This is a genomic window from Pseudoalteromonas sp. 13-15 (assembly GCF_001468205.2).
Lineage (GTDB): Bacteria > Pseudomonadota > Gammaproteobacteria > Enterobacterales > Alteromonadaceae > Pseudoalteromonas > Pseudoalteromonas marina.
Window position 1 is genome coordinate 857,900 of record NZ_CP019162.1, and the last position, 23,855, is coordinate 881,754.

At 39.2% G+C, this 23,855-nt stretch carries 19 protein-coding genes; 6 read left to right on the forward strand and 13 right to left on the reverse strand.

Annotation, left to right across the window (positions count from 1 at the left end; translation table 11 throughout):
• Positions 1–739: 739 nt before the first annotated feature.
• Positions 740–2,029 carry a peptide-methionine (S)-S-oxide reductase MsrA gene (gene msrA / locus ATS72_RS04045; protein WP_058428929.1) on the reverse strand — a complete coding sequence of 430 codons (1,290 nt, stop codon included), beginning with the start codon at positions 2,027–2,029 and terminating at the stop codon, positions 740–742.
• 245 nt (positions 2,030–2,274) lie between these two features.
• Between msrA and pxpB the strand changes: the two genes are divergently transcribed.
• The 4 genes from pxpB to ATS72_RS04065 all read left to right on the forward strand — a co-directional run bounded on the left by pxpB (position 2,275) and on the right by ATS72_RS04065 (position 7,809).
• Positions 2,275–2,925 carry a 5-oxoprolinase subunit PxpB gene (pxpB, locus tag ATS72_RS04050; RefSeq protein WP_058428930.1) on the forward strand — a complete coding sequence of 217 codons (651 nt, stop codon included), beginning with the start codon at positions 2,275–2,277 and terminating at the stop codon, positions 2,923–2,925.
• Between the two features lie 3 nt (positions 2,926–2,928).
• Complete coding sequence (locus tag ATS72_RS04055) at positions 2,929–3,858, forward strand: biotin-dependent carboxyltransferase family protein (RefSeq protein ID WP_058428931.1); 930 nt, start codon at positions 2,929–2,931, stop codon at positions 3,856–3,858.
• 320 nt (positions 3,859–4,178) lie between these two features.
• Positions 4,179–5,852, forward strand: a complete 1,674-nt coding sequence (gene asnB, locus ATS72_RS04060) for an asparagine synthase B (RefSeq protein ID WP_058428932.1) — start codon at positions 4,179–4,181, stop codon at positions 5,850–5,852.
• Between the two features lie 376 nt (positions 5,853–6,228).
• Positions 6,229–7,809 carry a BCCT family transporter gene (locus ATS72_RS04065; RefSeq protein ID WP_058428933.1) on the forward strand — a complete coding sequence of 527 codons (1,581 nt, stop codon included), beginning with the start codon at positions 6,229–6,231 and terminating at the stop codon, positions 7,807–7,809.
• 57 nt (positions 7,810–7,866) lie between these two features.
• On the opposite strand, the gene ATS72_RS04070 is transcribed toward ATS72_RS04065, so the two are convergent.
• The 5 genes from ATS72_RS04070 to trhO all read right to left on the reverse strand — a co-directional run bounded on the left by ATS72_RS04070 (position 7,867) and on the right by trhO (position 15,834).
• Positions 7,867–8,571, reverse strand: coding sequence for a 3'-5' exonuclease (locus ATS72_RS04070; protein ID WP_058428934.1), 705 nt, complete (start codon positions 8,569–8,571; stop codon positions 7,867–7,869).
• A 3-nt stretch (positions 8,572–8,574) separates the two neighbouring features.
• Complete coding sequence (locus ATS72_RS04075; RefSeq protein WP_058428935.1) at positions 8,575–10,470, reverse strand: DUF294 nucleotidyltransferase-like domain-containing protein; 1,896 nt, start codon at positions 10,468–10,470, stop codon at positions 8,575–8,577.
• A gap of 88 nt (positions 10,471–10,558) precedes the next feature.
• Positions 10,559–13,639, reverse strand: coding sequence for an efflux RND transporter permease subunit (locus ATS72_RS04080; RefSeq protein WP_058428936.1), 3,081 nt, complete (start codon positions 13,637–13,639; stop codon positions 10,559–10,561).
• Between the two features lie 2 nt (positions 13,640–13,641).
• Complete coding sequence (locus ATS72_RS04085) at positions 13,642–14,655, reverse strand: efflux RND transporter periplasmic adaptor subunit (protein WP_058428937.1); 1,014 nt, start codon at positions 14,653–14,655, stop codon at positions 13,642–13,644.
• Positions 14,656–14,826: 171 nt separating this feature from the next.
• The gene (gene trhO / locus ATS72_RS04090) at positions 14,827–15,834 is read right to left on the reverse strand and encodes an oxygen-dependent tRNA uridine(34) hydroxylase TrhO (RefSeq protein ID WP_006794172.1); all 1,008 of its coding nucleotides are present in this window, start codon (positions 15,832–15,834) and stop codon (positions 14,827–14,829) included.
• Positions 15,835–16,032: 198 nt separating this feature from the next.
• Here trhO and ATS72_RS04095 point away from each other — a divergent pair, with 198 nt between their 5' ends.
• Both ATS72_RS04095 and ATS72_RS04100 read left to right on the forward strand, forming a co-directional pair.
• Positions 16,033–17,355, forward strand: coding sequence for a DEAD/DEAH box helicase (locus tag ATS72_RS04095; protein ID WP_039036923.1), 1,323 nt, complete (start codon positions 16,033–16,035; stop codon positions 17,353–17,355).
• Positions 17,356–17,357: 2 nt separating this feature from the next.
• Positions 17,358–18,194, forward strand: a complete 837-nt coding sequence (locus ATS72_RS04100) for a CvfB family protein (protein WP_058428938.1) — start codon at positions 17,358–17,360, stop codon at positions 18,192–18,194.
• 37 nt (positions 18,195–18,231) lie between these two features.
• Here ATS72_RS04100 and ATS72_RS04105 read toward each other — a convergent pair whose 3' ends face one another.
• The 7 genes from ATS72_RS04105 to cmk all read right to left on the reverse strand — a co-directional run bounded on the left by ATS72_RS04105 (position 18,232) and on the right by cmk (position 23,837).
• Entirely contained in the window at positions 18,232–18,606 is a 375-nt protein-coding gene (locus tag ATS72_RS04105) for a hypothetical protein (protein WP_010557408.1), read from the reverse strand.
• Between the two features lie 92 nt (positions 18,607–18,698).
• Positions 18,699–19,403: an orotidine-5'-phosphate decarboxylase gene (gene pyrF, locus ATS72_RS04110; protein WP_006794168.1), complete on the reverse strand. Its 705-nt coding sequence runs from the start codon at positions 19,401–19,403 to the stop codon at positions 18,699–18,701.
• A 163-nt stretch (positions 19,404–19,566) separates the two neighbouring features.
• Complete coding sequence (lapB, locus tag ATS72_RS04115; protein WP_058428939.1) at positions 19,567–20,703, reverse strand: lipopolysaccharide assembly protein LapB; 1,137 nt, start codon at positions 20,701–20,703, stop codon at positions 19,567–19,569.
• A gap of 2 nt (positions 20,704–20,705) precedes the next feature.
• Positions 20,706–20,987 carry a lipopolysaccharide assembly protein LapA domain-containing protein gene (locus tag ATS72_RS04120; protein WP_058428940.1) on the reverse strand — a complete coding sequence of 94 codons (282 nt, stop codon included), beginning with the start codon at positions 20,985–20,987 and terminating at the stop codon, positions 20,706–20,708.
• Positions 20,988–21,008: 21 nt separating this feature from the next.
• On the reverse strand, positions 21,009–21,296 hold the full coding sequence (gene ihfB, locus ATS72_RS04125) for an integration host factor subunit beta (protein WP_006794165.1): 288 nt from the start codon (positions 21,294–21,296) through the stop codon (positions 21,009–21,011).
• A 67-nt stretch (positions 21,297–21,363) separates the two neighbouring features.
• Positions 21,364–23,031, reverse strand: a complete 1,668-nt coding sequence (gene rpsA / locus ATS72_RS04130; protein ID WP_006794164.1) for a 30S ribosomal protein S1 — start codon at positions 23,029–23,031, stop codon at positions 21,364–21,366.
• 95 nt (positions 23,032–23,126) lie between these two features.
• The gene (cmk, locus tag ATS72_RS04135; RefSeq protein WP_039036919.1) at positions 23,127–23,837 is read right to left on the reverse strand and encodes a (d)CMP kinase; all 711 of its coding nucleotides are present in this window, start codon (positions 23,835–23,837) and stop codon (positions 23,127–23,129) included.
• Positions 23,838–23,855 lie beyond the last annotated feature (18 nt).

A 23,855-nucleotide genomic window follows, 5' to 3' on the forward strand; every position in this document is an offset into this window, starting at 1 on the left:
TAAAATCTGCTTTTGGCAGTAAACGAATCTTTATTGTGTGTGAAGATGTTGTCAGTGTGAAAAGCAGTTCAAATTAGGTGGTGACTTAGTTTGGGCTGTTTTTATTCTCTCCAACGGCCACATAATATAAAAATCTGCTTTTGGCAGTAAATGAATCTTTATTGTGTGTGAAGATGTTGTCAGTGTGAAAAGCAGTTCAAGTTAGGTGGTGACTTAGTTTGGGCTGTTTTTATTCTCTCCAACGGCCACATAATATAAAAATCTGCTTTTGGCAGTAAACGAATCTTTATTGTGTGTGAAGATGTTGTCAGTGTGAAAAGCAGTTCAAGTTAGGTGGTGACTTAGTTTGGGCTGTTTTTATTCTCTCCAACGGCCACATAATATAAAAATCTGCTTTTGGCAGTAAACGAATCTTTATTGTGTGTGAAGATGTTGTCAGTGTGAAAAGCAGTTCAAATTAGGTGGTGACTTAGTTTGGGCTGTTTTTATTCTCTCCAACGGCCACATAATATAAAAATCTGCTTTTAGCAGTAAACGAATCTTTATTGTGTGTGAAGATGTTGTCAGTGTGAAAAGCAGTTCAAATTAGGTGGTGACTTAGTTTGGGCTGTTTTATTTTTCAACAAAAGTGCACCACTTAGTAAATATTTATAAAGCCCTCAATTAATGAGGGCTTTTTTGTACTTGTTTCTTTACTAATCAAAACACCAATTATAGACCGATAGGTTTATATGCGGTATCAGCTATTATCTCGAGGTACAAAGTCTAATACGGTTGCGTTTATACAATATCTATCTTTTCCTCTAGGCCCCTCACCCGGAAATAAATGCCCCAGGTGAATACCTGTGCTTTTAGACCTTAATTCTATGCGTTGCATGCCCCAACTATTGTCCTCGTGTTCGGTTAAACTGTTTTTAACAGGGTGCGTAAACGACAGCCAACCTGTACCAGAATTAAACCGATCTCGAGTATCAAATAAAGCCTCACCACTGAGCTTATCGACAAAGGTGCCATCGGGTGTGTTTTTAAATATTTTATACTCTTTACAATATGGGCGATCTGTTTTGGCATTAAATGCAACTTTATAAGCTTCACTGTCTCCTAATTTAAATGCACCTAATGCTTTGTAAAACGTCTCACGGCTTGCGTAGCCTTGGCGGCCATATACTTCTTCACCATTTTCTAAAAATAGAATTGTGGGTGTTGCCCATGTCGCTGATTTAATGGTTAACCCATCTAATTGATCTGCGTATCTAAATGACAAAGGGATAGTGCCTTTGTAGTCATTTGCCACCTCTTTTTTAAACTTCTCGCAGTAAGGGCAATAGTCTCGAGAGTCTATTATCACTATTTGTTTACCCGTTGATAATGCAGTGTTGTCTTTCGTTTTAACTGGTACTGGTTCAAAAACCACACCAGTAGAATGATCAGGGCAATAACCATTAGGATTTTTTTGCAAATAATTTTGGTGGTATTCTTCAGCAGCTACAAAGCCCTCAAGTGGCTTGATAACGGTGACTATATTTCCATACCCAGCATTGGTTAATAATTGTTGGTATTGCGCTTTAATCTTTAACGCTGTGTCTTTTTGCGCATCGTTGCTCGTTAATATAATAGATCGATATTGCGTACCAATGTCATTACCTTGTTTGTTTAACTGAGTAGGGTCGTGACTTTCAAAGTAATTTTTAAGTAACTCTTGCGCAGAAATAATATTGCTGTTGTAAGTCACTTTCACTACTTCAGCGTAATTGTTTTCGTCAAAGCGGCGTGATTGCTTAGTAATGTTTTTGTAAGTAGCCTCAAACCCATTGCCATCTGCATAACCAGATTCTGCATCAATTACTCCATCTAGCGCTTCATAGCGTTTTTCTGCGCCCCAAAAACACCCCGATCCTAGTACAAGGCTTTCTACATGCATACTGGCTGCTACATCGCTTTGTTCGACCTTTTCCATCGATAGAGCAAACGCGCCTGCGCTAAATATAATTGCAGCGCCCGATAAATATAATAAATGCTGATAATTCATAATGTACCTCTAAACAAGTCCGTACTAATTAAGACCATTTAAATTTAATTATTATTTCAAACGTCGTGCTTATTTATTACGAGGCTAAACATATAAAGTTTACTTTTAAATCTAATTGACAATAAGATTTAAATTTAAGTGTGTTAACAATTTTGCATAAATGTTCTGTGTTGGTCTCAAGGGTATAAATAAATAATTAAATATGTGATAGGTTTGCTTAATGATGTTCGAATTAGGTTTTACTAATGCAAAATCCTCACGTTTACGCCTTATCAAACAATAGCTTATTGCTTGATGCATCTCACTTAAGCACGAGCGAAACACTCAGTATTCAAAAAAAAATTTGGTCTTTAGCAAATCACTGTAAAAAAGATAATTCATTTATTGATATTGTACCCGGTATGAACTCACTCACTTTATATTTAAAGCAAGATATTGAGTTAGCTAAATGGCTTGAGCAATTACCAGATATTTGGAATAACATTAAACCTAATGAGTTCGTAGCTAAACATCACAAAATTAAAACGCATTATAACGGCGCAGACCTAAACTACGTGGCAAATTTTCATAGTTTAAGCATTGATGACGTCATTAACCTTCACAGTGAGCCCCAGTACGCTGTTTTATTTTTGGGGTTTCAACCTGGTTTTGCATACTTAAATGGACTAAACAAGCAACTTTTTACACCAAGACGCTCAGAACCTCGTGTTAAAGTACCTAAAGGGTCTGTCGCTATTGGTGCTGAGCAAACAGCCATTTACCCGGCAGATTCGCCAGGTGGCTGGCATATTATTGGCCGAACTGACATACCATTATTTGATGCAACGCAAAAAAGCCCATGCTTAATACAGCCTGGTGACACGCTTGAATTTATACCTGTATCTGTGGGGAAATAAATAATGATTAAAGTTATTAAAAGTGGTCCATTACTGAGCATCCAAGATTTTGGACGTAACGGATACCGCCATTTAGGCGTTAGTCAGTCTGGAAGCTTAGACCCTTACGCACAAACCATAGCAAACTGCCTTTTAAATAATGATAAAAACGCCGCTGTTCTTGAGGTAACCGTTGGCTTGTGCGAACTTGCGTTTGAATGCAACACTGCTATTGCCTTATTTGGTGCTGATTTAAATGCAACACTTGATGAAAAACCGATTTACCCAGGTTGGACATATAATATTAAACAAAAACAGGTGCTAAAATTTTCAACCGGCAGCGCTGGATTAAGAGCCTATATTGCCGTTAAAGGAGGGATTCAAAGCCCGGTTGTTATGAACTCTAAAGCAACTGACTTAAATGCTGGTTTTGGCGGACTAAATGGCAAATCGCTCATAGCCGGTGACACTATTAAAATAACCCCTTACCAATCAGAATTTACTCAATGCGGTGCACTTATGCCGCCAAAACGTAAAATTGTCCGTGTATACCCAAGCCCACATGCACAGCTTTTCTCAAAACAGATCATTAATGGGTTCACTCAGTCGTCGTTTAAAGTGAGTCACAATAGTAACCGCATGGGTGTTAGGCTTCAAAGTGATAATTATCCTTTGACCCACTCACACTCATTGCCTTCTCTTGCTGTGAGCCCCGGCAGCATTCAACTCCCACCAAATGGAGAACCCATTGTTTTGTTAAACGATGCGCAAACAACGGGGGGTTACCCCTTATTAGGCACCGTAATTGAAGCAGACTTGCATCAATTTGCGCAATACAGACCACTAGATACAATTGAATTTGAATATGTGACGTTTAAACAAGCATTACAAGCCAAACAAAAGCTCGACGGTCATTTAAACCAGTTAAAGATTGCACTTAAAAGCAAACGTTAAGCAATAATTGGTTACGTTGAACATTAACTAATTAGTAGTTGCTTATTGCACCACTGTGTTACAAAAACGAGCTGCCTGTGAAGCAAGCTTACTTGGATAACTCACTAATAGTATAGAGTTTGAGCAAAAGAATTGATGCAAAAATAATCATAGTTACTCCTTGGTCACCAACTAGGTGCGGCCACTTAAACATTGGTGCATAAATTATTCTTAATTAATTGCAAAAGCTATGTGACTTGAGTAAATATTTCTGATAAAACAAGGGTTCGCAGTTCAGCAAAGTGGCTGTTCTGCACACATAATAGGAATGAGGAGTTACTATGTGTTCAATCTTTGGGGTATTAGATATTAAATCTGATCCCGCTCAATTGCGAACTCAAGCAATTGAAATGTCAAAATTACTACGACACCGAGGTCCAGATTGGTCTGGTGTTTACGCGTCTGAAAAAGCAATTTTAGTTCACGAGCGTCTTGCAATTGTTGGCGTATCTAGTGGTGCGCAACCTTTATACAACCCTGAAAAAACGCATATTTTAGCGGTAAACGGGGAAATATATAATCACAAAGAGTTAGCTGCAAACTTAGACACTGATTTTACCTTTCAGACTCAGTCTGACTGTGAAGTAATATTAGCGCTGTATAAACAAAAAGGTCCTGAGTTTTTAGATGACTTAAACGGTATTTTTGCATTTTGCTTATACGATGAAGAAAATGACGCCTACTTAATTGGTCGCGATCATATTGGTATTATACCGCTATACACTGGCCACGATGAGCACGGTAACTTTTATGTTGCATCTGAGCTAAAAGCACTTTCTCCAATTTGTAAACATATTGAAGAATTTCCTCCTGGTCATTACCTTCACAGTAAAGATGGTAAGTTAAAGCCGTATTACAAACGCGATTGGCAAACATTCGACGCAGTGAAAGATAACAGTGCAGAATCATCAGATGTGAAAGACGCACTAGAGGCAGCCGTTAAGCGCCAACTTATGTGTGATGTACCTTACGGTGTATTACTATCTGGTGGATTAGACTCATCGGTTATTTCTGCTATTACACAGCGTTTTGCAGCTAAACGTATTGAAGATAACGACGAAAGTGATGCTTGGTGGCCTAAGTTGCACTCGTTTTCAGTGGGTCTTGAGGGTTCACCCGATTTAGCGGCAGCTCAAAAGGTAGCCGACATGATTGGGACAGTGCACCACCCTATCATTTTTACTATTCAAGAAGGTATTGATGCGCTTCGTGAAGTTATTTACCACATAGAAACTTATGATGTAACCACTATTCGTGCATCAACCCCTATGTATTTAATGGCTCGTCAAATTAAAGCCATGGGTATTAAAATGGTTCTTTCTGGTGAGGGTGCAGATGAATTATTTGGTGGTTACTTATACTTCCATAAAGCGCCAAATGCACAAGAGTTTCATGAAGAACTAAACCGTAAAGTATCTAAACTTCATATGTTTGACTGCCTGCGCGCTAATAAGTCGATGGCCGCATGGGGTGTTGAAGCCCGCGTACCATTCTTAGACAAAGAATTTGTTGATGTTGCTATGCGCATCAATCCTGAAGCTAAAATGTGTAAAGATGGCAAAATTGAAAAGCATATTTTACGTGAAGGCTTTGGAGGTTACCTTCCTGATGAAGTTTTATGGCGCCAAAAAGAACAGTTTTCTGATGGTGTTGGCTACAGTTGGATAGACACATTAAAAGAGTATGTTGAAGAGCAAGTAAGCGATCAAGACCTCGCTAACGCTAAGTTTAAATACCCTATTAATACCCCTGATTCAAAAGAAGCTTATTACTACCGTGCTATTTTTGAGTCGCACTTCCCAGGTGACGCCTCGGCTAAGTGTGTACCACACGGTAAGTCAGTCGCTTGCTCAACACCAGAAGCACTTGCTTGGGATGAATCATTCCAAAACAATGCAGACCCTTCTGGTCGTGCAGCGGGCGTACACAACGACGCTTACACAGGTAAAAAGTAAGCACTATAGTATACACTGCATAAATTTTATGCAGTGTATAAACTTCCACCAACCCTTTAACTTCATTTTCCTCTTCAACTTACTAGACTGCTTGGTCTATAAATAATTATTTTAATTATAGTTTAAGCTCTAAGCTTATAGTTTTTATCTACCTACTATTAATTTTTTAAAAAGCTACTTTTATGGCTAACATTACCCTTAAAACACGCTATTTTAACTATTTGTTACTTTTATCGTTTATGTAACTGCGTATCATCTGTAAGATAGAAAAATAAATAGTTAGTCTTCAAATTATTTTTTATTCTCAGTATATAGACTAATGTATTTAATGGGCGGCTGGATAACCAGTTATTTATAATTACAAAAGAGGTATTGCATGAAGGAAAATCATGACAAATATAGTATTGATAATACAGATTACACCGTAGGACAGGATAACGTCCAAAAGTGGGGGTTTGATATTCATAACCCTGTTTTTGGGATTAGTGCGGGTCTTATTATTTTATTTTTAGTTGCCTTACTTGTCACCGAGCCACAAACAGCTAAAACTGCACTCGATACTATTAAATTCGATATTATTAATAACTTTGATGCGCTATTTATGTGGGCTGCTAACTTTTTTGTTGTTTTCTGTTTAGCGCTTATTGTATCTCCATATGGAAATATACGCTTGGGAGGAAGTGAAGCTAAACCTTCTCATACTCGCCTTTCATGGCTTGCAATGTTATTTGCCGCTGGTATGGGTATTGGCCTTATGTTTTGGGGTGTAGCAGAACCCGTTGCTTATTATACTGGCTGGTACGAAACACCACTAAACGTTGCAGCAAACACACCAGAAGCTGCAAAATTAGCCATGGGCGCAACCATGTTCCACTGGGGTCTTCATCCGTGGGCAATTTATGCAGTGGTTAGTTTATCTCTGGCTTTTTTTGCTTACAATAAGGGGCTCCCGCTTTCAATCCGTTCGATTTTTTATCCGATTTTAGGTGATAAAGCGTGGGGATGGCCGGGACATATTATTGATATTTTAGCTGTTTTGGCTACCTTATTTGGATTAGCAACTTCATTAGGTTTAGGTGCGCAGCAAGCCTCAGCGGGGATTAACCATGTATTTGGTTTAGAAGGCGGTATTGGCTCGCAAATTTTAGTTATTGTAGGGGTTACTTTATTAGCCGTTATATCAGTTGTTCGCGGCATTGATGGCGGTGTAAAGCTATTAAGTAATATAAACATGCTGATAGCGTTTGTATTACTGTTGTTTGTTTGCCTAGTTGGATTTGCTGTAGCTATGGGGAATGTTCCAAATACAGTAATGGGGTATGTAGAAAACATTATTCCTTTGAGTAACCCACACGGCCGTGAAGACGAAACATGGATGCACGGTTGGACTGTATTTTACTGGGCATGGTGGATTTCGTGGTCACCGTTTGTTGGTATGTTTATAGCTCGTGTTTCACGCGGACGCACTATTCGTGAATTCTTAATCGCTGTATTACTTATTCCAACTTTAGTAACGGTATTGTGGATGTCTATCTACGGTGGTATTGCAATTGATCAAATTATCAATGGTGTTGGCGCGCTTGGGCTTAATGGCTTAACTGAAGTCCCTTTAGCAATGTTTCATATGCTGGATGAACTGCCGCTTTCAAATATTTTATCGTTTATTGCGATTGTTCTTGTACTTGTGTTTTTTATTACCTCGTCAGACTCTGGGTCGTTAGTAATCGATTCTATTACAGCCGGTGGTAAGATTGACGCTCCCGTTCCCCAGCGTATATTTTGGGCTACAGTTGAGGGCGCTATTGCTGCTGCGCTACTTTGGATTGGCGGAACACAAGCCATTGAGGCTTTACAAGCGGGTGCTGTGTCAACAGGTTTACCATTTACGTTTGTGCTTTTACTTATGTGTGTGAGTTTATTATTGGGTTTAAGAACTGAGCCTCGCCCAGTTAAGTAATAAATTAACAACAATAAAAAACGCCGCATTTTTGCGGCTTTTTTTATTTATATATGTTCAGCTCCATATAGTGCATAACGGTGTTTCTTCTGTGTAATGATGGCGTAATTGAGCTTGTAAAAGCTCAGCGGTTGCAAGCGCGTCGGTTAACGCATGATGCCCTTCATAAGCAGGTAGAGAATAACGTTTACGACAGTCATTTAGCCTTAGCGATCCCAGTTTAGTGTTAAATATCTGCCCTATTAAGCCTTGTTTTGCTTTGAGCGCTCTTCGCTCAAGTTCCATGGTATCTACAACCATAAACTCAATATGCTCTTTTAATCGCAATAATAAGGCACAATTAAAAAAGCCACGTTCTATTGCCGCATAGTGAACAACAATCACCTTAGAACGCAAAGCATCAAGTAAAGGGGCTATAATGTTGTCAAAGTCAGGCGCGTTATCAACATCGTTATGAGTAATACCGTGGATCACAATAGATGATTCACTTAGGTTTCGTCTTGGCTGAACCACCCAATGTTTACTCTGTTTACAGTATATTCGCGCTAATGTGAATGGCACTAACCCCACACTCACAATATCATCTGTTTTACTATTAAGCCCAGTTGTTTCAAAATCTAATGCAACAAAAGGAATGTCTTTTACAGAAGCGCTAGCATCACTAAATGTAGATAAATAAAACTCTTTTAGTAAGTTGTTTTGCGCATCATCAGCAAGCTGAGCATAACGTGTATTCCAGTTTTTAACTTCTTTGAAAAACATAGATTATTTCACACCCGAGTGTGCGGTATAACAAAATTTAAGGTAATTTTGCGCCTTATCTAGAATAGCAAAAGCATCTTTTAAATGACGCTGTTCAAATGGAGAAAGTAGATGCGGATCAAGATTATTGTCGGGTACTTCACCCTGCTCAATTTGCCATGCCTGATGACGTATTCGGGTCATCGAAATGTACTCTAACGCATCACGTAAGTCTTGCGCTTTGCCTGCAGGCAAAACATTGGCTTCTATAATATCTTCTAGGCGATCAAATGAATTTTGCTTACGAGATCCAATGGCAAGTGCATGGACGCGAACAACATCACTTAATGGCGCTGTGCCACGTCGTTTTAAATTCATAGATTTTTGATGCTGCCCATTGTGTTCAAGAACAAACCCTTTAAAAAAACCAAGTGGAGGTGTTCTATTACGAGCATTTGCTGCCATATTTGCTAGAAACAGTCTGTTATTTGCACTGTGTTTAGCAATATATGTTTTTAACTCATTAGCCCATTTTGTTTTACCCCACACACCGTCTAAATCAAAAAATATAGAACTATTAAGTAAAGCCTGTGGTTTGGGTTCAGCAATCCATTGGGCAAATTGCTCAAACCATTGGTCCTGTGTTTTTCGCCACTTCTTGAATGACGCCATAATTTCACCGTCGCAATAGCTATAGCCACATTGAGCTAATCCATCACAAACAAAGTCACTCAAGTTTTGAAAATAACCATTATGTTTTTCGTCGTCATAGCTATTATCTAGTATAAGTGCATTGTCTTGATCGGTAACAATAAGCTGCTCATCTCTAGCCATAGAGCCTAATGCGATAAAGCAGTAGGGTACTGGCGGCGGGCCAAATTTTTCTTCTGCGAGTATTAGCAACCGTTGTTTAAATGTACGACCAATGACAGCCATTGCAGTACCAACCATATGAGAGTTTGCATCTTCATTTACCATGCGCACAAATACACGGGGAAGCTGATTTGCGTAGTGAGCTAAGTCTTCAACAGACTGCTGAGCCAATATACCACGCACCAACAATAAGCTACTTTGCGATTCATAACGTAGAATATCTGACAGTGATATAACACCAATTGGCCGTTTTTTTTGTACCACAGGAAGATGATGTAAATTATCTCTGAGCATGGCTAACACGGCTTCAAAAATATAGTCATTTTGATCAAGTAGCACTAGGTTAGTTGACATAATAACGTGTGCGGGCGTGTTGTACTCAAGCCCCTGCGCAACAACTTTAGTACGTAAATCTTTATCTGTTATTATACCAACGACTTGCCCGTCATCTTCTTGAGGGTCGTTATTAATAGGCTTATTAACGTCGGTCACTAGCACTGACGAAACCGACTCATCGGTCATGAGCTGTGCAATATTTTTTACTGTTTCAGTTGCATCGACTGTAACAACGTCTCGGTGAAGTAACGATTTCACCTTGGCAGTGGTTAAATCGTTGCCATCGGCTTGCTCAACAATTGCTTGATGCAAACGCACATTACCATCGGTTTCAAAATAATCTGCAAAGACTTCAAATTCATCACAATACTGCAAAAATATGTCAACGTTTATACAATACACTAACGTGTCTTCAAGCGCTGTAGCCGGAAAACGTACTTTGCGATTCATCAACAAGCCCATTTGCCCAAATATTCCCGCAGTGGCCAAACGGTTATAGAGCTCGCCATCACGGCGATACATTTCAACAGCGCCACTTCTTATGATGTACAAATCGGCTATGTCTTGGCCATATTGTAAAATATCGGTATTAGCCCTGAAGTAACTGACTTCGACTTGTTTAGCAAGTTCATCTAATGCTTTTTGAGGAAGATCATCAAAAGGAGGGTGTTGTGATAAAAATTGCGCTATTTCAATTTGTTCGCTTTGCATTATAGATCCCTACTGATTTCCAATAATGCAATTGTGGGCCTAATTAACCGTTTTTTAAAGAAAAAAGATTAATTAGGCCACTAAAGGTTTATTCTGTTTGTTCAAGCTCTTGGGCCAGCTGTTTAGTTTCATCCCCTCTTGGCTTAGTGAAACGTGCAAGTCCTAAATAGATGACTGGTGTTAAGTATAAAGTAAATAAAACAGCAAGCGAGAGACCACCAAATACAACCCAACCAATTGCATTACGTGCTTCAGCACCCGCCCCGCTTGATAAAATTAATGGCAGTGCACCAAGTAACGTAGAAACGAGTGTCATGGTGATTGGACGTAATCTAACCAGTGCAGCCTCTTCAACCGCCTCGCGAACTGATAAGCCTTGGTCTCGAAGTTGATCTGCAAATTCGACTAATAAAATGGCATTTTTCGCAATTAAACCAATTAGCATCACTAGACCAATTTGCGAATAAATATTAAGAGACGTATTTGTTAAATAAAGCGCTAAAATAGCAGAGGTAATACCAAATGGAACTGTTAGCATTACCACTATTGCACTGTTTACACTTTCAAATTGAGCTGCTAATACCAGTAATACAATTAGAAAAGCCAACACGTAAGTTAAAAGTACTTCGTTTGCTGTTTCTTCAAAGGTCAGCGCTTCACCTTTAAACGCAAGGGTAATACCTTGAGGCAATGATTGCTGAGACAAATTGCGAATTTGATCGACTATATCGGCAATCGTCATACCATCCGGTAGTTCCATATCTAATTCAATAGCACGACGCTGTGCATGACGCTCAAGCTCAGCGGCTACTCCTTCTTCACTAATATTAGCTAAGCTACTAATAGGCACTAACCTCCCTTGCGAACTTGCCACATAGAGGTTTGCTAAATCACTTGGATCTTGAATAACTTGGTTTTGTACTTGCAGCATGATGGGTATTGATTGGTCGCCAATGTTTAGATCCGCAACATCATCCCCATTGATGGCAGCGCGAAGTGTAATTGAGATATCACTGAGCGATACACCCAACTCTTCGGCTCTTCGCCTATCAATATTTACACGTAATTGTGGTTGTGACGGCTGATAAGAGACTCTTACAGGCGCAGTACCCGGGATTGCGTTTTCAATTTGCTTTGCAAAATCTTGTGCAGCGACAAAAATTTGTTGGTAGTCTTGGCCTAATAAAGCGATTTCTATACCGCCACCTTGACCTCTAAGATTTAAACTATTAGAACCGGATGCACGACCAGCTGCGCCTGGGATTTCACCTAATGGTCCGCGAATTTTATTAATGATTTCTTGCTGGCTAAATTGACGGTCGTCCCAATGCTTTAGTGGTACTGTAATAAAAACAATATTTGGATCCCATTGCCCAACAACTGTATAAATAGATTCTATTTCACCACTTTCTACAAAAGGTAACAAAATATCTTCCATTTGCATTGCTTGCCTGTCCATAAAATTCAACCCAACACCGTCTGGGCCTCTGGCAAATATACGAATTTTCCCCCTGTCCTCTGTAGGTAATAGTTCATTATCGAGGTTTAAATACAATGCGCCGGAACCAAAGGCTATTAATATACAAGCTATGAGCACAAGCCAAGCGCGGTTCAGAACGCTTTTAATAGTTATGCTATAAAGGCTTACTAACTTATTACCTACTTTGGCAAATGGGTGGTTGCTTTGTTTTTTAAGTTTTAATTTTGAAGTCAATGCAGGGACAAGTGATAACGCAACAAAACTTGAAATAATGACTGCACCTGCAAGCACCCCGCCAAACTCTCTAAATAATCGTCCTGCCGTAGAAGGTAAAAATGCAATAGGGATAAAAACCGCAGCCAACACAGCAGTCGTTGCAACTACCGCAAAAAATACTTCTCGAGTTCCTATTACTGCTGATGCTCGCCGACCAAGCCCTAGCCCTCTTTGACGTTGAATGTTTTCACTTACAACAATTGCGTCATCAACTATTAAACCTGTGGCTAACACGAGTGCTAATAAAGTGAGTATATTAATAGAAAAACCAAGGGCCCAAATAAGTGCAAGAGACCCTATAAGCGCAACAGGTATGGCAAATGCAGGCACAAGTGTTGCGCGCCACGAACCTATAAACACCCATAACGTTATTACCACTAACAAAACTGTAAGCACTAAGGAGTTTATTACTTCGTCAACAGAGCTTCTTATAAATTGTGCATCGTCTGATGTCAGCGTAAATTCGAGTTCAGGGAATCGTTCGCGCATGTTTTCAAGTAACTGTAAAACTTCATCCGATATTTCAATTGTATTTGATTGCGCTTGACGAATAACCTCCATACCTATTACTGGTTTGCCATCTAAACGAACCATAGAGCGTGGATCTGCAGGGCCAAAATAGACTGATGCAATATCACCTACTCGCGTATCACCGCTAACAATAATATCAGCTACTTCATTGGGGGTAATAGAAGTCGCATCGGCTCTGACTATGACTTGTTGGTCACTTGATTTAAGGCTTCCTGCTGGTACATCAAATGGCGCTTCTCGTAAAACATCTGCCACATCAGGAATAGTAAGATTAAAACTACTTAACTTTAATGGATCTAAGCGAACTCGCAAAACACGTTTTCGGTCCCCGTTTAACCTGACATCGGCAACACCCGGTATGGTTAAAAACTGGGGAGCTAAATCGGTTTCAACGCGTTCAGTAAGGGCTTCAAGTGCTAGACTATTACTTGATACAGTGAGCGAAACAACAGCTTCTGCATCATTATCGGCCTTGATAATTGCAACACGTTCAACTTCCTCTGGTAATTCTCGTTGTACACGAGCAACAGACTCACGGGTTTCGTTAGCTGCATTATCTAAGTCTACGCCAGGGCGAAACTCAACAACAATACGCGCATTGCCTTCTTCACTTTGTGCGCGAATTGATTTGACACCACTCACACGGGCTATTGCCCCTTCTAGTTTACTGGTTACTTCTGTGTCGACAGTTTCTGGAGACCCACCTGGGAATGAAGCTGAAACAGTTATACGTGGCCTATCAACATCTGGTAATTCTCTGACTTCAATTCCTGCAATAGCAGCTAAACCAGCAATTATTATTAGTAGATTCAAAACAACAATGAGCACTGGGCGGCGAATTGCCATTGAAGGAAGGTCTTGCATCATAGGGGAATTTTTCATTATTATTCCTCTAAATTACTGGGATTAGCAAACGTTAATGTTTGGTTTTCGCGCAAGCGTTGGACGCCTTCAACAACCAATATATCGTTTTCATTTAAATTGCCTGAAACTAACAATCGCCCAGCTAAGCGTTGCTCTATTTTAACATCTATGCGCTTTGCTTTTTTATCTATACTTTTCCAAACATAAGGCCCTGTTGCTCCCCACATAAGTGCAGCCTCAGGCACAACAGCATATGACTCCCCTTGCATGGTAATATTAATTCGAAAACTCATACCAGGCATAAACTGATCATTTGCATTTTCCAGTTTGGCTTTGACACGTAAGGTACGGGTTTGTGGGTTTATTCGAGAATCAAGATATGAAACCTGAGCATTAATAGCTTTTGCGCTTTGCCATGGTGTTACTTCCACAATACCTTTATTTTTTAGTATTGAGACAGCTGACTCGGGGGCGTTAAAATTAATGTACAAGCTGCGGGTATCATCAATTGTTGCAATGGCAGTTTGCTCTGTAATGCGATCCCCTTTTTCTACATCAGTAAGTCCCATCACACCATCAAATGGCGCAAGCACAGTTCTGTCTTCCAGATCTGTTTTAGCATTAATAAGAGCAACCTCGGCCAGTGCATGCAAAGTTTTTGCATCATCTAAGTCACTTTTAGGAATTGCTCCCTTTTTGTGACTTTCACTGAGCCTGTTAAGTGTTCGTTGGGTATCTGCTAAGGTTATTTCTGCTTGTTTAAGAGCTGCTTTTTGTCTGCGAGAGTCAAGCTCGACTAAAACATCTCCTTCCTTTACGAAGTCACCCGGTTTAAAGTGTACGGCTGTTACTCTATCGCCAACAGCAGGAAATAATGTAACGGAGTGGATTGCTTCTGCATTACCTACAGCTTTAACCTCTTCTTTTGTACGTTCCGTTGTAACTTTTTGTACCATTACATTTGCACTAGATGCTGCTGTGCTAAAAATGAATAATAACAAATAGATATTTAATAGAAGTATGCGCAATTTCAAAGAACCACCTTATAAACCATTTTGTTGACCACTATACGCAGTGTAACAAAAGTGTGATCAAAATTAGCCTGTGTTAACGCTGAACACTCAACTATGTAAGATGAATAACAAATTTTAGCCAAAAAAAAGAGCCGTAAAGCTCTTTTTTATTAAATACATTTTAAAGATAACTTACTTACTACGTTGAGCATCTTTTTGAGCTTTTTTAGCTTCTTTACGTTGTTGAAGAACGGTCTGTGCTTCATTACCTATATGGCCTTCACCACGAGCCTGTGCGAGCTCAATTTGTTTTTGGCGCTCTGCAAAACGGGCACGCTGCTCATCAGTTACCTTATCAATACAATGATGACATGAAACACCCTCTAAATATTCAGGCTTTTGTTTTTCTTGTTCAGTTATAGGCATACGACACGCATGACATTGATCGTAAGAACCTTTCTGTAGGTCATGATCCACAGCAACGCGATTATCAAATACAAAACACTCGCCTTCCCACATGGTTTCTTCTTTTGGCACTTCTTCTAAGTACTTAAGAATACCGCCTTCTAAGTGATAAACTTCATCAAAGCCCTGCTCTTTCATGTAAGCTGTTGATTTTTCGCATCGAATACCACCTGTACAAAACATAGCAACTTTTTTATGTTTTTCAGGATCAAGATTTTCTTTTGCCCACTGAGGAAACTCACGAAATGTTGTTGTATTTGGATCAACGGCATTTTGAAATGTGCCAATTTCAATTTCGTAATCGTTACGCGTATCAATAAGTACAACCTCGGGGTCAGAAATTAATGCATTCCAGTCTTGAGGTTTAACATAGCTTCCCACTACTTTAAGAGGATCAATTCCCTCTACGCCCATTGTTACTATTTCTTTTTTTAGTTTTACTTTTGTGCGGTAAAACGGACATTCGTCATCATAGGATTCTTTAGTAACAATGTTTTTTAAATTTGGCTGTTCATCTAACCATGCAAGGAGGTTATCAATGCCCGCTCGTTTTGAAGAAACAGTACCATTAATTCCTTCTGCAGCTAAAAGTAATGTGCCTCGCACTTCGTTTTTTTCCATAACCTCCAGTAGAGGTTTACGTAATGCTTCAAATTCAGGTAGGCCTACAAATTTGTATAAAGCGCACACTACAAAGTGTTCGCTGGTAAGATCATCTTTATGAACAGCTGTCATTTTATTTCCTATTTTGCCTTATTAGCCAATATTGGCGTTTACCGAATCGTAAATCCGGCGCATATGGGGGGCGTATTTTACGCTTTTTTAGATTAATTGCAAAAAATAGCACCATACTTTGCTTTTTGCTGTCGGGATAAGCCATGTGTACGCTATAATGCAGCAATTAATTTAAGTTGCACATTGGAGAACATTACATTGCACTTTACTGATCTTGGGATTGATACTCGCCTTGAAACACAATTAGCACATCAAGGGATCACCCAGCCCACAGACATTCAAGCACATGCAGTGCCTACCGCACTTGCAGGGCATGACATTTTTGCTCAGTCAAAGACTGGGTCGGGCAAAACCTTGGCGTTTTTATTACCCGCAGTACAACGGGTTATGAAACAAAAAGCACTCAGTAAACGCGATCCACGTGTACTTATTGTTGCCCCTACACGCGAATTAGCTACGCAAGTATTTACACAGTTGCGTTTGTTAATAGCGGGCACGGCGATTAAAGCTGTAAAAGTATTAGGTGGTGAAAACTTTAATGACCAAATTAAAGCATTAAGGAACGACCCACAGTTTGTAGTGGCAACACCCGGTCGTTTGGCCGATCATGTTACCAAACGCTCGTTACAATTAAGTGGTTTAGAACTGCTAATTTTTGATGAAGCAGACCGTATTTTAGATCTGGGCTTTACTGAGCAACTAAAGTTAATTAACGACGAAGCCAATCACCGTCTTCGCCAAACATTATTGTTTTCAGCAACCCTAGACCACGCTCAAGTAGATGCTCTTTCGCGTAATTTATTAAAAAAACCAAAACAGATCACGCTTAGTGCTGCAAATGAACAGCACAGCGATATAACGCAAACACTCTACTTAGCCGACCATCTAGATCACAAAGAAGCGTTATTAGCACACTTTTTAAAGCAAGACGAAGTTGGCCAATGCATAATATTTACTGCCACCCGGGCAGATACAAGTCGTTTGAGCGAAGAACTAAACAACAAAGGATTTAAATCAGTCGCACTAGCGGGAGATTTAACACAAAGCAAACGCTTAGACATTATGGACTCGTTTAGCAGAGGAAACTTTAAAATATTAATTACCACTGATGTCGCATCCCGTGGTTTAGATTTGTTAAGCGTAACGCATGTAATTAACTTTGATTTACCAAAACATGCAGAAGAATATGTACACAGAATTGGTAGAACTGGACGTGCTGGTTTTAAAGGTACCGCTATTTCATTAGTAGGCCCTAAAGATTGGGCTAGTTATTTAGCAATTAAATCTTTTTTAAACGATGAGCTTAAATTTGCAACTATTGACGGGCTTAAAGCTAAATTTAAAGGGATAAAAGAGAAAAAACCTGCTGCAACTGTTAAAGCTAAAAAAGTAACGCAGGTTAAAAAGCCACAAATTAAACGTAAAGCAAAACCTAAAAAACCAGCGGCACCCATTAAAGCCCCTATGAATATCGATGGCGATTCACCAATGCGCCGTAAAAAAAAGCCTGAGCAGGAATAATTATGAGTTACCTTGGAACAACACAAACCCTATTTGTAAAAGAAGTAAGTAATGAAGGCGCTTACTTGGACGGCCATGATTTAGGTGAAGTTTTTTTACCAAAAAACGAAATTAAAGATGAGCTTGAAGCTGGTGACAGCATTAGCGTATTTATATATTTAGATAATGCTAATTTACCAACGGCGACGGTTAAAAAGCCACATGCTCAAGTAGGTGAATACGCCCTTCTACGTGTTAAGGAAATAAATAGTATTGGTGCATTTTTAGACTGGGGATTAGAAAAAGATGTATTAGCCCCATTTAATGAACAAAAGCCACGTATGCAAGAGGGGCATTCTTATCTTGTTCGTTTGTATCTTGATAATGCGAGTCAACGCATTTGTGCTTCAACTAACTTTAATCGCTTTTTATCAAAGGATGAGCCTGAATACACACGCCTACAAGAGGTTGATTTGATTGTTGCTGGTAAAACAGATATTGGCTACAAGGTGCTTATAGAAGAGTCTCACTTTGGTGTTGTATTTTACAATATGGTATTCAAAAACTTATTTGTAGGGCAAAAGCTTAAAGGCTTTGTTCAAAAAGTACGAGAAGACGGAAAAATTGATGTTGTACTCGAAAAACCAGGCATGGGTAAAGTAAGCGAGCTTGGCGATAAAATAATGGAAAAGCTTAAAAACGAAGGCGGCATACTCGCCATTGGCGATAAATCTGATCCTGAACTTATTAAGAAAGTATTTTCAACAAGTAAAGCTAACTATAAAAAAGCAATTGGTGGATTATTTAAGCAAGAGCTTATTGAGATTGAAGCGAAATCTATCCGCTTAAAATCTAAATAATTTTATAGCGCTCATGATATCTTTATATTGTGAGTGCTTACCCTAAAATATACTTATAAGGCAATGTACACTGTGTATACTCTCTTGAGTAATTAAGTACTTCCCTTTCTGATTCTAAGTTTTGCGGCGCTAATCTAAAAACCTTTATTTCACACTCCAATTTCTTTTCATCATGATGAGATAAACAATCACTGACAGTGATATCTTGAGCATTTAACGCGTCAGAATTTCTGTAGCAAAGATGGTGAGCATAATCCTTCATTGTTTTTTTAAAATCAAACATGTCTACAGGATAAGCTGATATAACGTCTGTTACTGTTGTAACGCCATCATAAGCCTTACTAGAAAATACATGTTTGTTAACTGAAAAGCCTGCAATGATAATCAACACTGAACCAAATAATAGCTTCAAAATAAACCCCTTACATCATTTTGATATTATAAATGTAACACAAATTACACATAACGTAAGGGGTTTAGTACTTATTTGCTGTTTTTTGTAAATTATTTTATAGATTCATTAACATCTTGCAGTACTTTTACTGGATTTGCTGCTTTAGTAATCGGTCTGCCTACAACTAGATAATCACTGCCAGCTTCAATTGCTTGTTTTGGAGTCATTATTCTTTTTTGATCGCCTGCTTCACTGCCTTCAGGGCGAATACCTGGGGTAACTAATTTAAAATGCTCACCAAGTTCAGCCTTTAAAACATTCGCTTCTTGAGCAGAACAAACAACACCATCAAGGCCTGCTTCCTTAGCTAGTTTTGCAAGGTATATTACCTGCTCCTGTGGTGATTTGTTTATACCTAAGCGTTTTAATTCTGGTTCATCCATACTTGTTAACACAGTTACAGCAATAAGAATTGGTGCTCTATCTCCAAATTCTTCTAAAGCAAGTTTTGCTTTGTGCATCATTTCATAACCGCCTGACGCATGAACATTTACCATCCAAACGCCCATTTTTGCAGCAGCTGTAACTGCCTTTGCAACTGTATTAGGAATATCATGAAACTTTAAATCTAAAAATACATCAAAACCAAGTTCAATTAACTCTTTTACAAATTCAGGGCCAAAGTAAGTAAACATTTCTTTGCCTACTTTTAATCGACAAGTATCGGGCGAAAGCTGTTTTACAAATGCTAATGCTGTTTCTTGATCGTCGTAGTCTAAAGCGATAAGCACTTTTTTTGAATTTTCGAAAGACATAGTTATCCTAATCTATAGCAGTAAAGAGTTTTTATATATTCTACTTAGTTATCAAGGCGAACTTACACAAAGTGAGTAAGGAGGTTTAATTAGTATATAGATGCTAGTTAAACTTCTAGTCGAATTTGTAAGGGCATTACAATAATTAAGTATTTAGGGGTTATTAAAATCCGTCTAAACCTCTACTTGGGACAATGGTTTCCCAATGTTTACAAGAAGGGCAATTCCAATAAATTGTATAACTTGTGAAGCCACAATGCTGGCATTGAAAATCTGGCTTAGTAGCAATATATGACGTTACAAGACTATCAATTTCATTAAGTACTTCTTTTGTATTTTTATTTTGGTCACCCATTAGCTGCAGTAAAAAACTAAACCCCCTGATCGTAGGTTGTCTTTTTAAACTGTCAGTTAAAAAATCGAAAGCTTGTTTTGTATGACCTTGCTCTAAAAGAGCTTGGCAATGTTTTATTTTTATAAGAACACCACCCTTCTCTAGTAAATCGTTTACTAACTCATGAAATTGATGCGTTAAATTTAGTTGCTTATAACTATGCGCCAGATCATCAATGAATAAGGGGGCAAACAAAGTAAACTGGCAAATAAGTTCACGCCAATAGTATATCGCTTTAACATAATCTTCTTTAGAAAAAGCGATAACACCTAGCTCGTACAAAGGCCTAACGGCTTTGTAGTTTAGACTAATTGCTTTTCGCATAATTTGAGGAGTATTGTCACTAAGGGCAGACTCACAATAAAAATTAGCGATAGCCTTAAATTGTTGCTCTTTAGAGAATAATTCGCTGTGAGATTCAAACATATTAATGCCTTTATCCCACTCACGAGTTTGCGAGTATAAGGTAATAATAGGATCGAGAGCTTCTACATGACCTGCCTTGACCAACCAAACCAAATGCTCTTCTGCACCATCTAGCAATCCAGCCATTATATAATCTTCGGCTAATTCTAAGCGACTAGTAGCGGCTTGCTGCTCACTCAAACTTGGGTGTTTTAAAAGAAGTTCATGGATTTTGATTGCGCGGTCTAATTCGCCTCGGCGACGAAACATAGTGGCAAGTGTAGAGTAATGTTCAACTGAATCCGCTGCAACCTCTAGTAAATTTATTAAGTGTTCTAAACCTTGATCTTCTTCGCGGTCTAATAGAAACTTAAGCCCTTTACTGTATTCAGAAGTTATTTGACGATTAAGTTGGTGAGCATGATTTTTAGCACTGTTTTTACCCATAATCCAACCGTAGCCGGCTGCAACAGGTAGTAGTAAAAACAAAAGCTCAATCATAATTAGGTGTCTTTATTAACGTCAAGCTTGTTTATATTTTTCTCAGGCGCTAACTGTTTTTTCAAACGGTAATTTTGCCACTTTAATTGAGAGAATAGCTTAAAGCTTATAAAACAACCTATTAGAACACCTAACAAAAAGCAGATACTTATTATTACAGCTAAAGGCAGAGTATTACTGGCTATAATATAATTTACTTGTACTAACTGCGGGTTTTGTGACCCTAATACAAATGCGCTAATTAGGCACAGCGCTACCAGAATAAATTTCAATACCTTGAACAAGTAACTACTCCGTTATATTAACTAGGCAATGCTCGCATTAACGCGGTCGCGTAATTCTTTACCTGGTTTAAAATGAGGTACGTGCTTTCCATCTAACTCTACTGTATCGCCAGTTTTAGGGTTACGACCTGTGCGAGGAGCGCGGAAATGCAAAGAGAAACTACCAAATCCTCTGATCTCTATTCGATCTGAAGAAGATAATGAACCGGCCATTTGTTCTAGAATTTCTTTTACAGCATTTTCAACATCTTTCACTGGAACGTGTGCGTGTTGTTCCGCAAGTGTTTCTATCAATTCTGACTTAGTCATAGCGTTTCCTTAATAAAAAGATATAGGAAGGGCAAAAGTGCCCTCCCAACTAAAAACTAATTATTTATTAGTCTTTTTGTGCATTTGCGAAAGCAGCTGCCATTGCGTTTTCAAACACTGGCTCTTCTTTCTTAAGCTTCTCTAGTACTTCTTTCTCTTCTGCTTCGAAAAGAGCTTTTACAGATAAGCTTAAAGTGCGGTTCTTACGATCAACACCAACGTATTTAACTTCAACTTCGTCGCCTACAGAAACAACAGTAGTTGCGTCTTCAACGCGCTCTTGAGCGATATCAGCTACACGGATGTAACCTTCAACGCCTTCGATAAGTTCAACAGTTGCGCCTTTCGCATCAACTTCAGTCACTTTACCTTTAACAATAGCACCTTTTTTGTTTGCATCAAGGTAGTTATTGAACGGGTCAGCTTCGATTTGCTTAACACCTAGAGAGATACGTTCACGCTCTGGGTCAACTTGCAATACGATAGCAGTGATTTCGTCGCCTTTCTTGAATTCACGTACAGCTTCTTCGCCAGGTGTGTTCCAAGAAATATCTGAAAGGTGTACAAGACCGTCAATACCACCGTCAAGACCGATAAAGATACCGAAGTCAGTGATTGATTTGATCTTACCAGTAACTTGGTCGCCTTTGTTTTGTAGACGAGCAAATTCCTGCCAAGGATTAGCAATACATTGCTTAAGACCTAGAGAAATACGACGACGTTCTTCGTCGATTTCAAGAACCATAACTTCAACTGTGTCACCTAGTGAAACAACTTTTGAAGGGTGGATGTTCTTGTTAGTCCAATCCATTTCAGAAACGTGTACTAGACCTTCAACGCCTTCTTCGATTTCTACGAAGCAACCGTAATCAGTAAGGTTAGTTACACGACCAGAAAGTTTAGAACCTTCTGGGTAACGACCAGCGATAGCTGCCCATGGATCTTCACCAAGCTGTTTAAGGCCTAGAGATACACGAGTTTTATCTTTGTCGAATTTAAGAACTTTAACTGCGATTTCGTCACCAACATTAACGATTTCTGAAGGGTGCTTAACACGCTTCCACGCCATATCAGTAATGTGTAGTAGACCATCTACACCACCAAGGTCAACGAACGCACCGTAGTCAGTAAGGTTCTTAACGATACCTTTAACTTCTTGACCTTCAACAAGGTTAGCAAGAAGCTCTTCACGTTCTTGTGAGTTTTCTGATTCGATAACTGCACGACGTGAAACAACAACGTTGTTACGTTTTTGATCAAGCTTGATTACTTTAAATTCAAGCTCTTTGCCTTCAAGGTGAGTTGTGTCACGTACTGGACGAACATCAACAAGTGAACCAGGTAGGAAAGCACGGATTGAATCAACTTCAACAGTGAAACCGCCTTTAACTTTACCGTTGATAACACCAGTAACAGTCTCTTGCTCTTCACATGCTTTCTCAAGACGGATCCACGCTTCGTGACGCTTCGCTTTCTCACGAGAAAGGATAGTTTCACCGAAACCGTCTTCGATTGCATCTAGTGCAACATCTACTTCGTCGCCAACAGCAACTTCTAGTTCACCAGCAGCATTTTTGAACTGCTCTGCAGGGATAGCACTTTCTGATTTAAGACCAGCATCTACAAGTACAATGTTGTTCTCGATTGAGATTACTGTACCTTTAACAATAGAGCCTTGCTCTGCTTCAAAACCCTTTAAGCTTTCTTCAAATAACTGCGCAAAATTTTCTGACATACGAATATACGTCTCATATATTAATACCAATAAGCAACCATGCTGCATGGGGTTGTTAAAATAGCACTGGCATCCTGCTGGTGCATAAAATGTGTTTAACTTCGTTTAGGAAGTTTACCTTCAGAGATAGCTGCATCTAATAAAGTAATAACTTTATCAAACACTTGCTGTGCATTTAGCTCGCTAGTATCGAGTTCAATTGCATCTTCTGCAGGCACAAGCGGTGCGACGGCGCGATTCATATCACGGTCATCACGAGCTTGAATGTCCTCTAATAGACCACTTAGTGTAACATCAAGCCCACGCTCATTCAACTCAACAAAGCGTCTACGAGCACGCTCTTGTGCGCTCGCTGTCAAATAGATTTTTAATGGCGCATCTGGGAATACAACAGTACCCATATCACGGCCGTCTGCTATCAAACCATTTTCGGTTCTAAAAGCGCGTTGACGCCTTAATAGCGCTTCACGAACACGAGGAAGAGCTGCTACTTTTGATGCAGCTGCACCCACTTCTTCATTACGAATAGTGGTTGTTACGTCCTCTCCCTCTAGAATAACTTTTCCAGCATTAGTTTGGCTATCTACCAAAAACTGCACATCTAAATTTGCAGCCAGTGGTACAAGTGCCTCTTCGTTATCTAATGCGATTTGGTGATGAAGTGCTGCAAGGGATAAAACGCGGTAAATTGCACCACTATCCAATACATCCCAACCCAACTTATCGGCTAACAAACGACAAACAGTTCCCTTACCAGAACCACTTGGGCCATCAACGGTGATCACGGGCATTAATAACGCCTGCATTTAAACCTCCTGCAATGC

Excerpts from the sequence above, each read along its gene's own strand:
- cmk (WP_039036919.1), bottom strand. The coding sequence starts at position 23,837 with ATGCAGGCGTTATTAATGCCCGTGATCACCGTTGATGGCCCAAGTGGT.
- ATS72_RS04055 (WP_058428931.1), top strand. The coding sequence starts at position 2,929 with ATGATTAAAGTTATTAAAAGTGGTCCATTACTGAGCATCCAAGATTTT.
- ATS72_RS04100 (WP_058428938.1), top strand. The coding sequence starts at position 17,358 with ATGAGTTACCTTGGAACAACACAAACCCTATTTGTAAAAGAAGTAAGT.
- ATS72_RS04075 (WP_058428935.1), bottom strand. The coding sequence starts at position 10,470 with ATGCAAAGCGAACAAATTGAAATAGCGCAATTTTTATCACAACACCCT.
- msrA (WP_058428929.1), bottom strand. The coding sequence starts at position 2,029 with ATGAATTATCAGCATTTATTATATTTATCGGGCGCTGCAATTATATTT.
- rpsA (WP_006794164.1), bottom strand. The coding sequence starts at position 23,031 with ATGTCAGAAAATTTTGCGCAGTTATTTGAAGAAAGCTTAAAGGGTTTT.
- ATS72_RS04065 (WP_058428933.1), top strand. The coding sequence starts at position 6,229 with ATGAAGGAAAATCATGACAAATATAGTATTGATAATACAGATTACACC.
- pyrF (WP_006794168.1), bottom strand. The coding sequence starts at position 19,403 with ATGTCTTTCGAAAATTCAAAAAAAGTGCTTATCGCTTTAGACTACGAC.
- ATS72_RS04070 (WP_058428934.1), bottom strand. The coding sequence starts at position 8,571 with ATGTTTTTCAAAGAAGTTAAAAACTGGAATACACGTTATGCTCAGCTT.
- asnB (WP_058428932.1), top strand. The coding sequence starts at position 4,179 with ATGTGTTCAATCTTTGGGGTATTAGATATTAAATCTGATCCCGCTCAA.
- ihfB (WP_006794165.1), bottom strand. The coding sequence starts at position 21,296 with ATGACTAAGTCAGAATTGATAGAAACACTTGCGGAACAACACGCACAC.
- ATS72_RS04080 (WP_058428936.1), bottom strand. The coding sequence starts at position 13,639 with ATGAAAAATTCCCCTATGATGCAAGACCTTCCTTCAATGGCAATTCGC.
- trhO (WP_006794172.1), bottom strand. The coding sequence starts at position 15,834 with ATGACAGCTGTTCATAAAGATGATCTTACCAGCGAACACTTTGTAGTG.
- pxpB (WP_058428930.1), top strand. The coding sequence starts at position 2,275 with ATGCAAAATCCTCACGTTTACGCCTTATCAAACAATAGCTTATTGCTT.
- lapB (WP_058428939.1), bottom strand. The coding sequence starts at position 20,703 with ATGATTGAGCTTTTGTTTTTACTACTACCTGTTGCAGCCGGCTACGGT.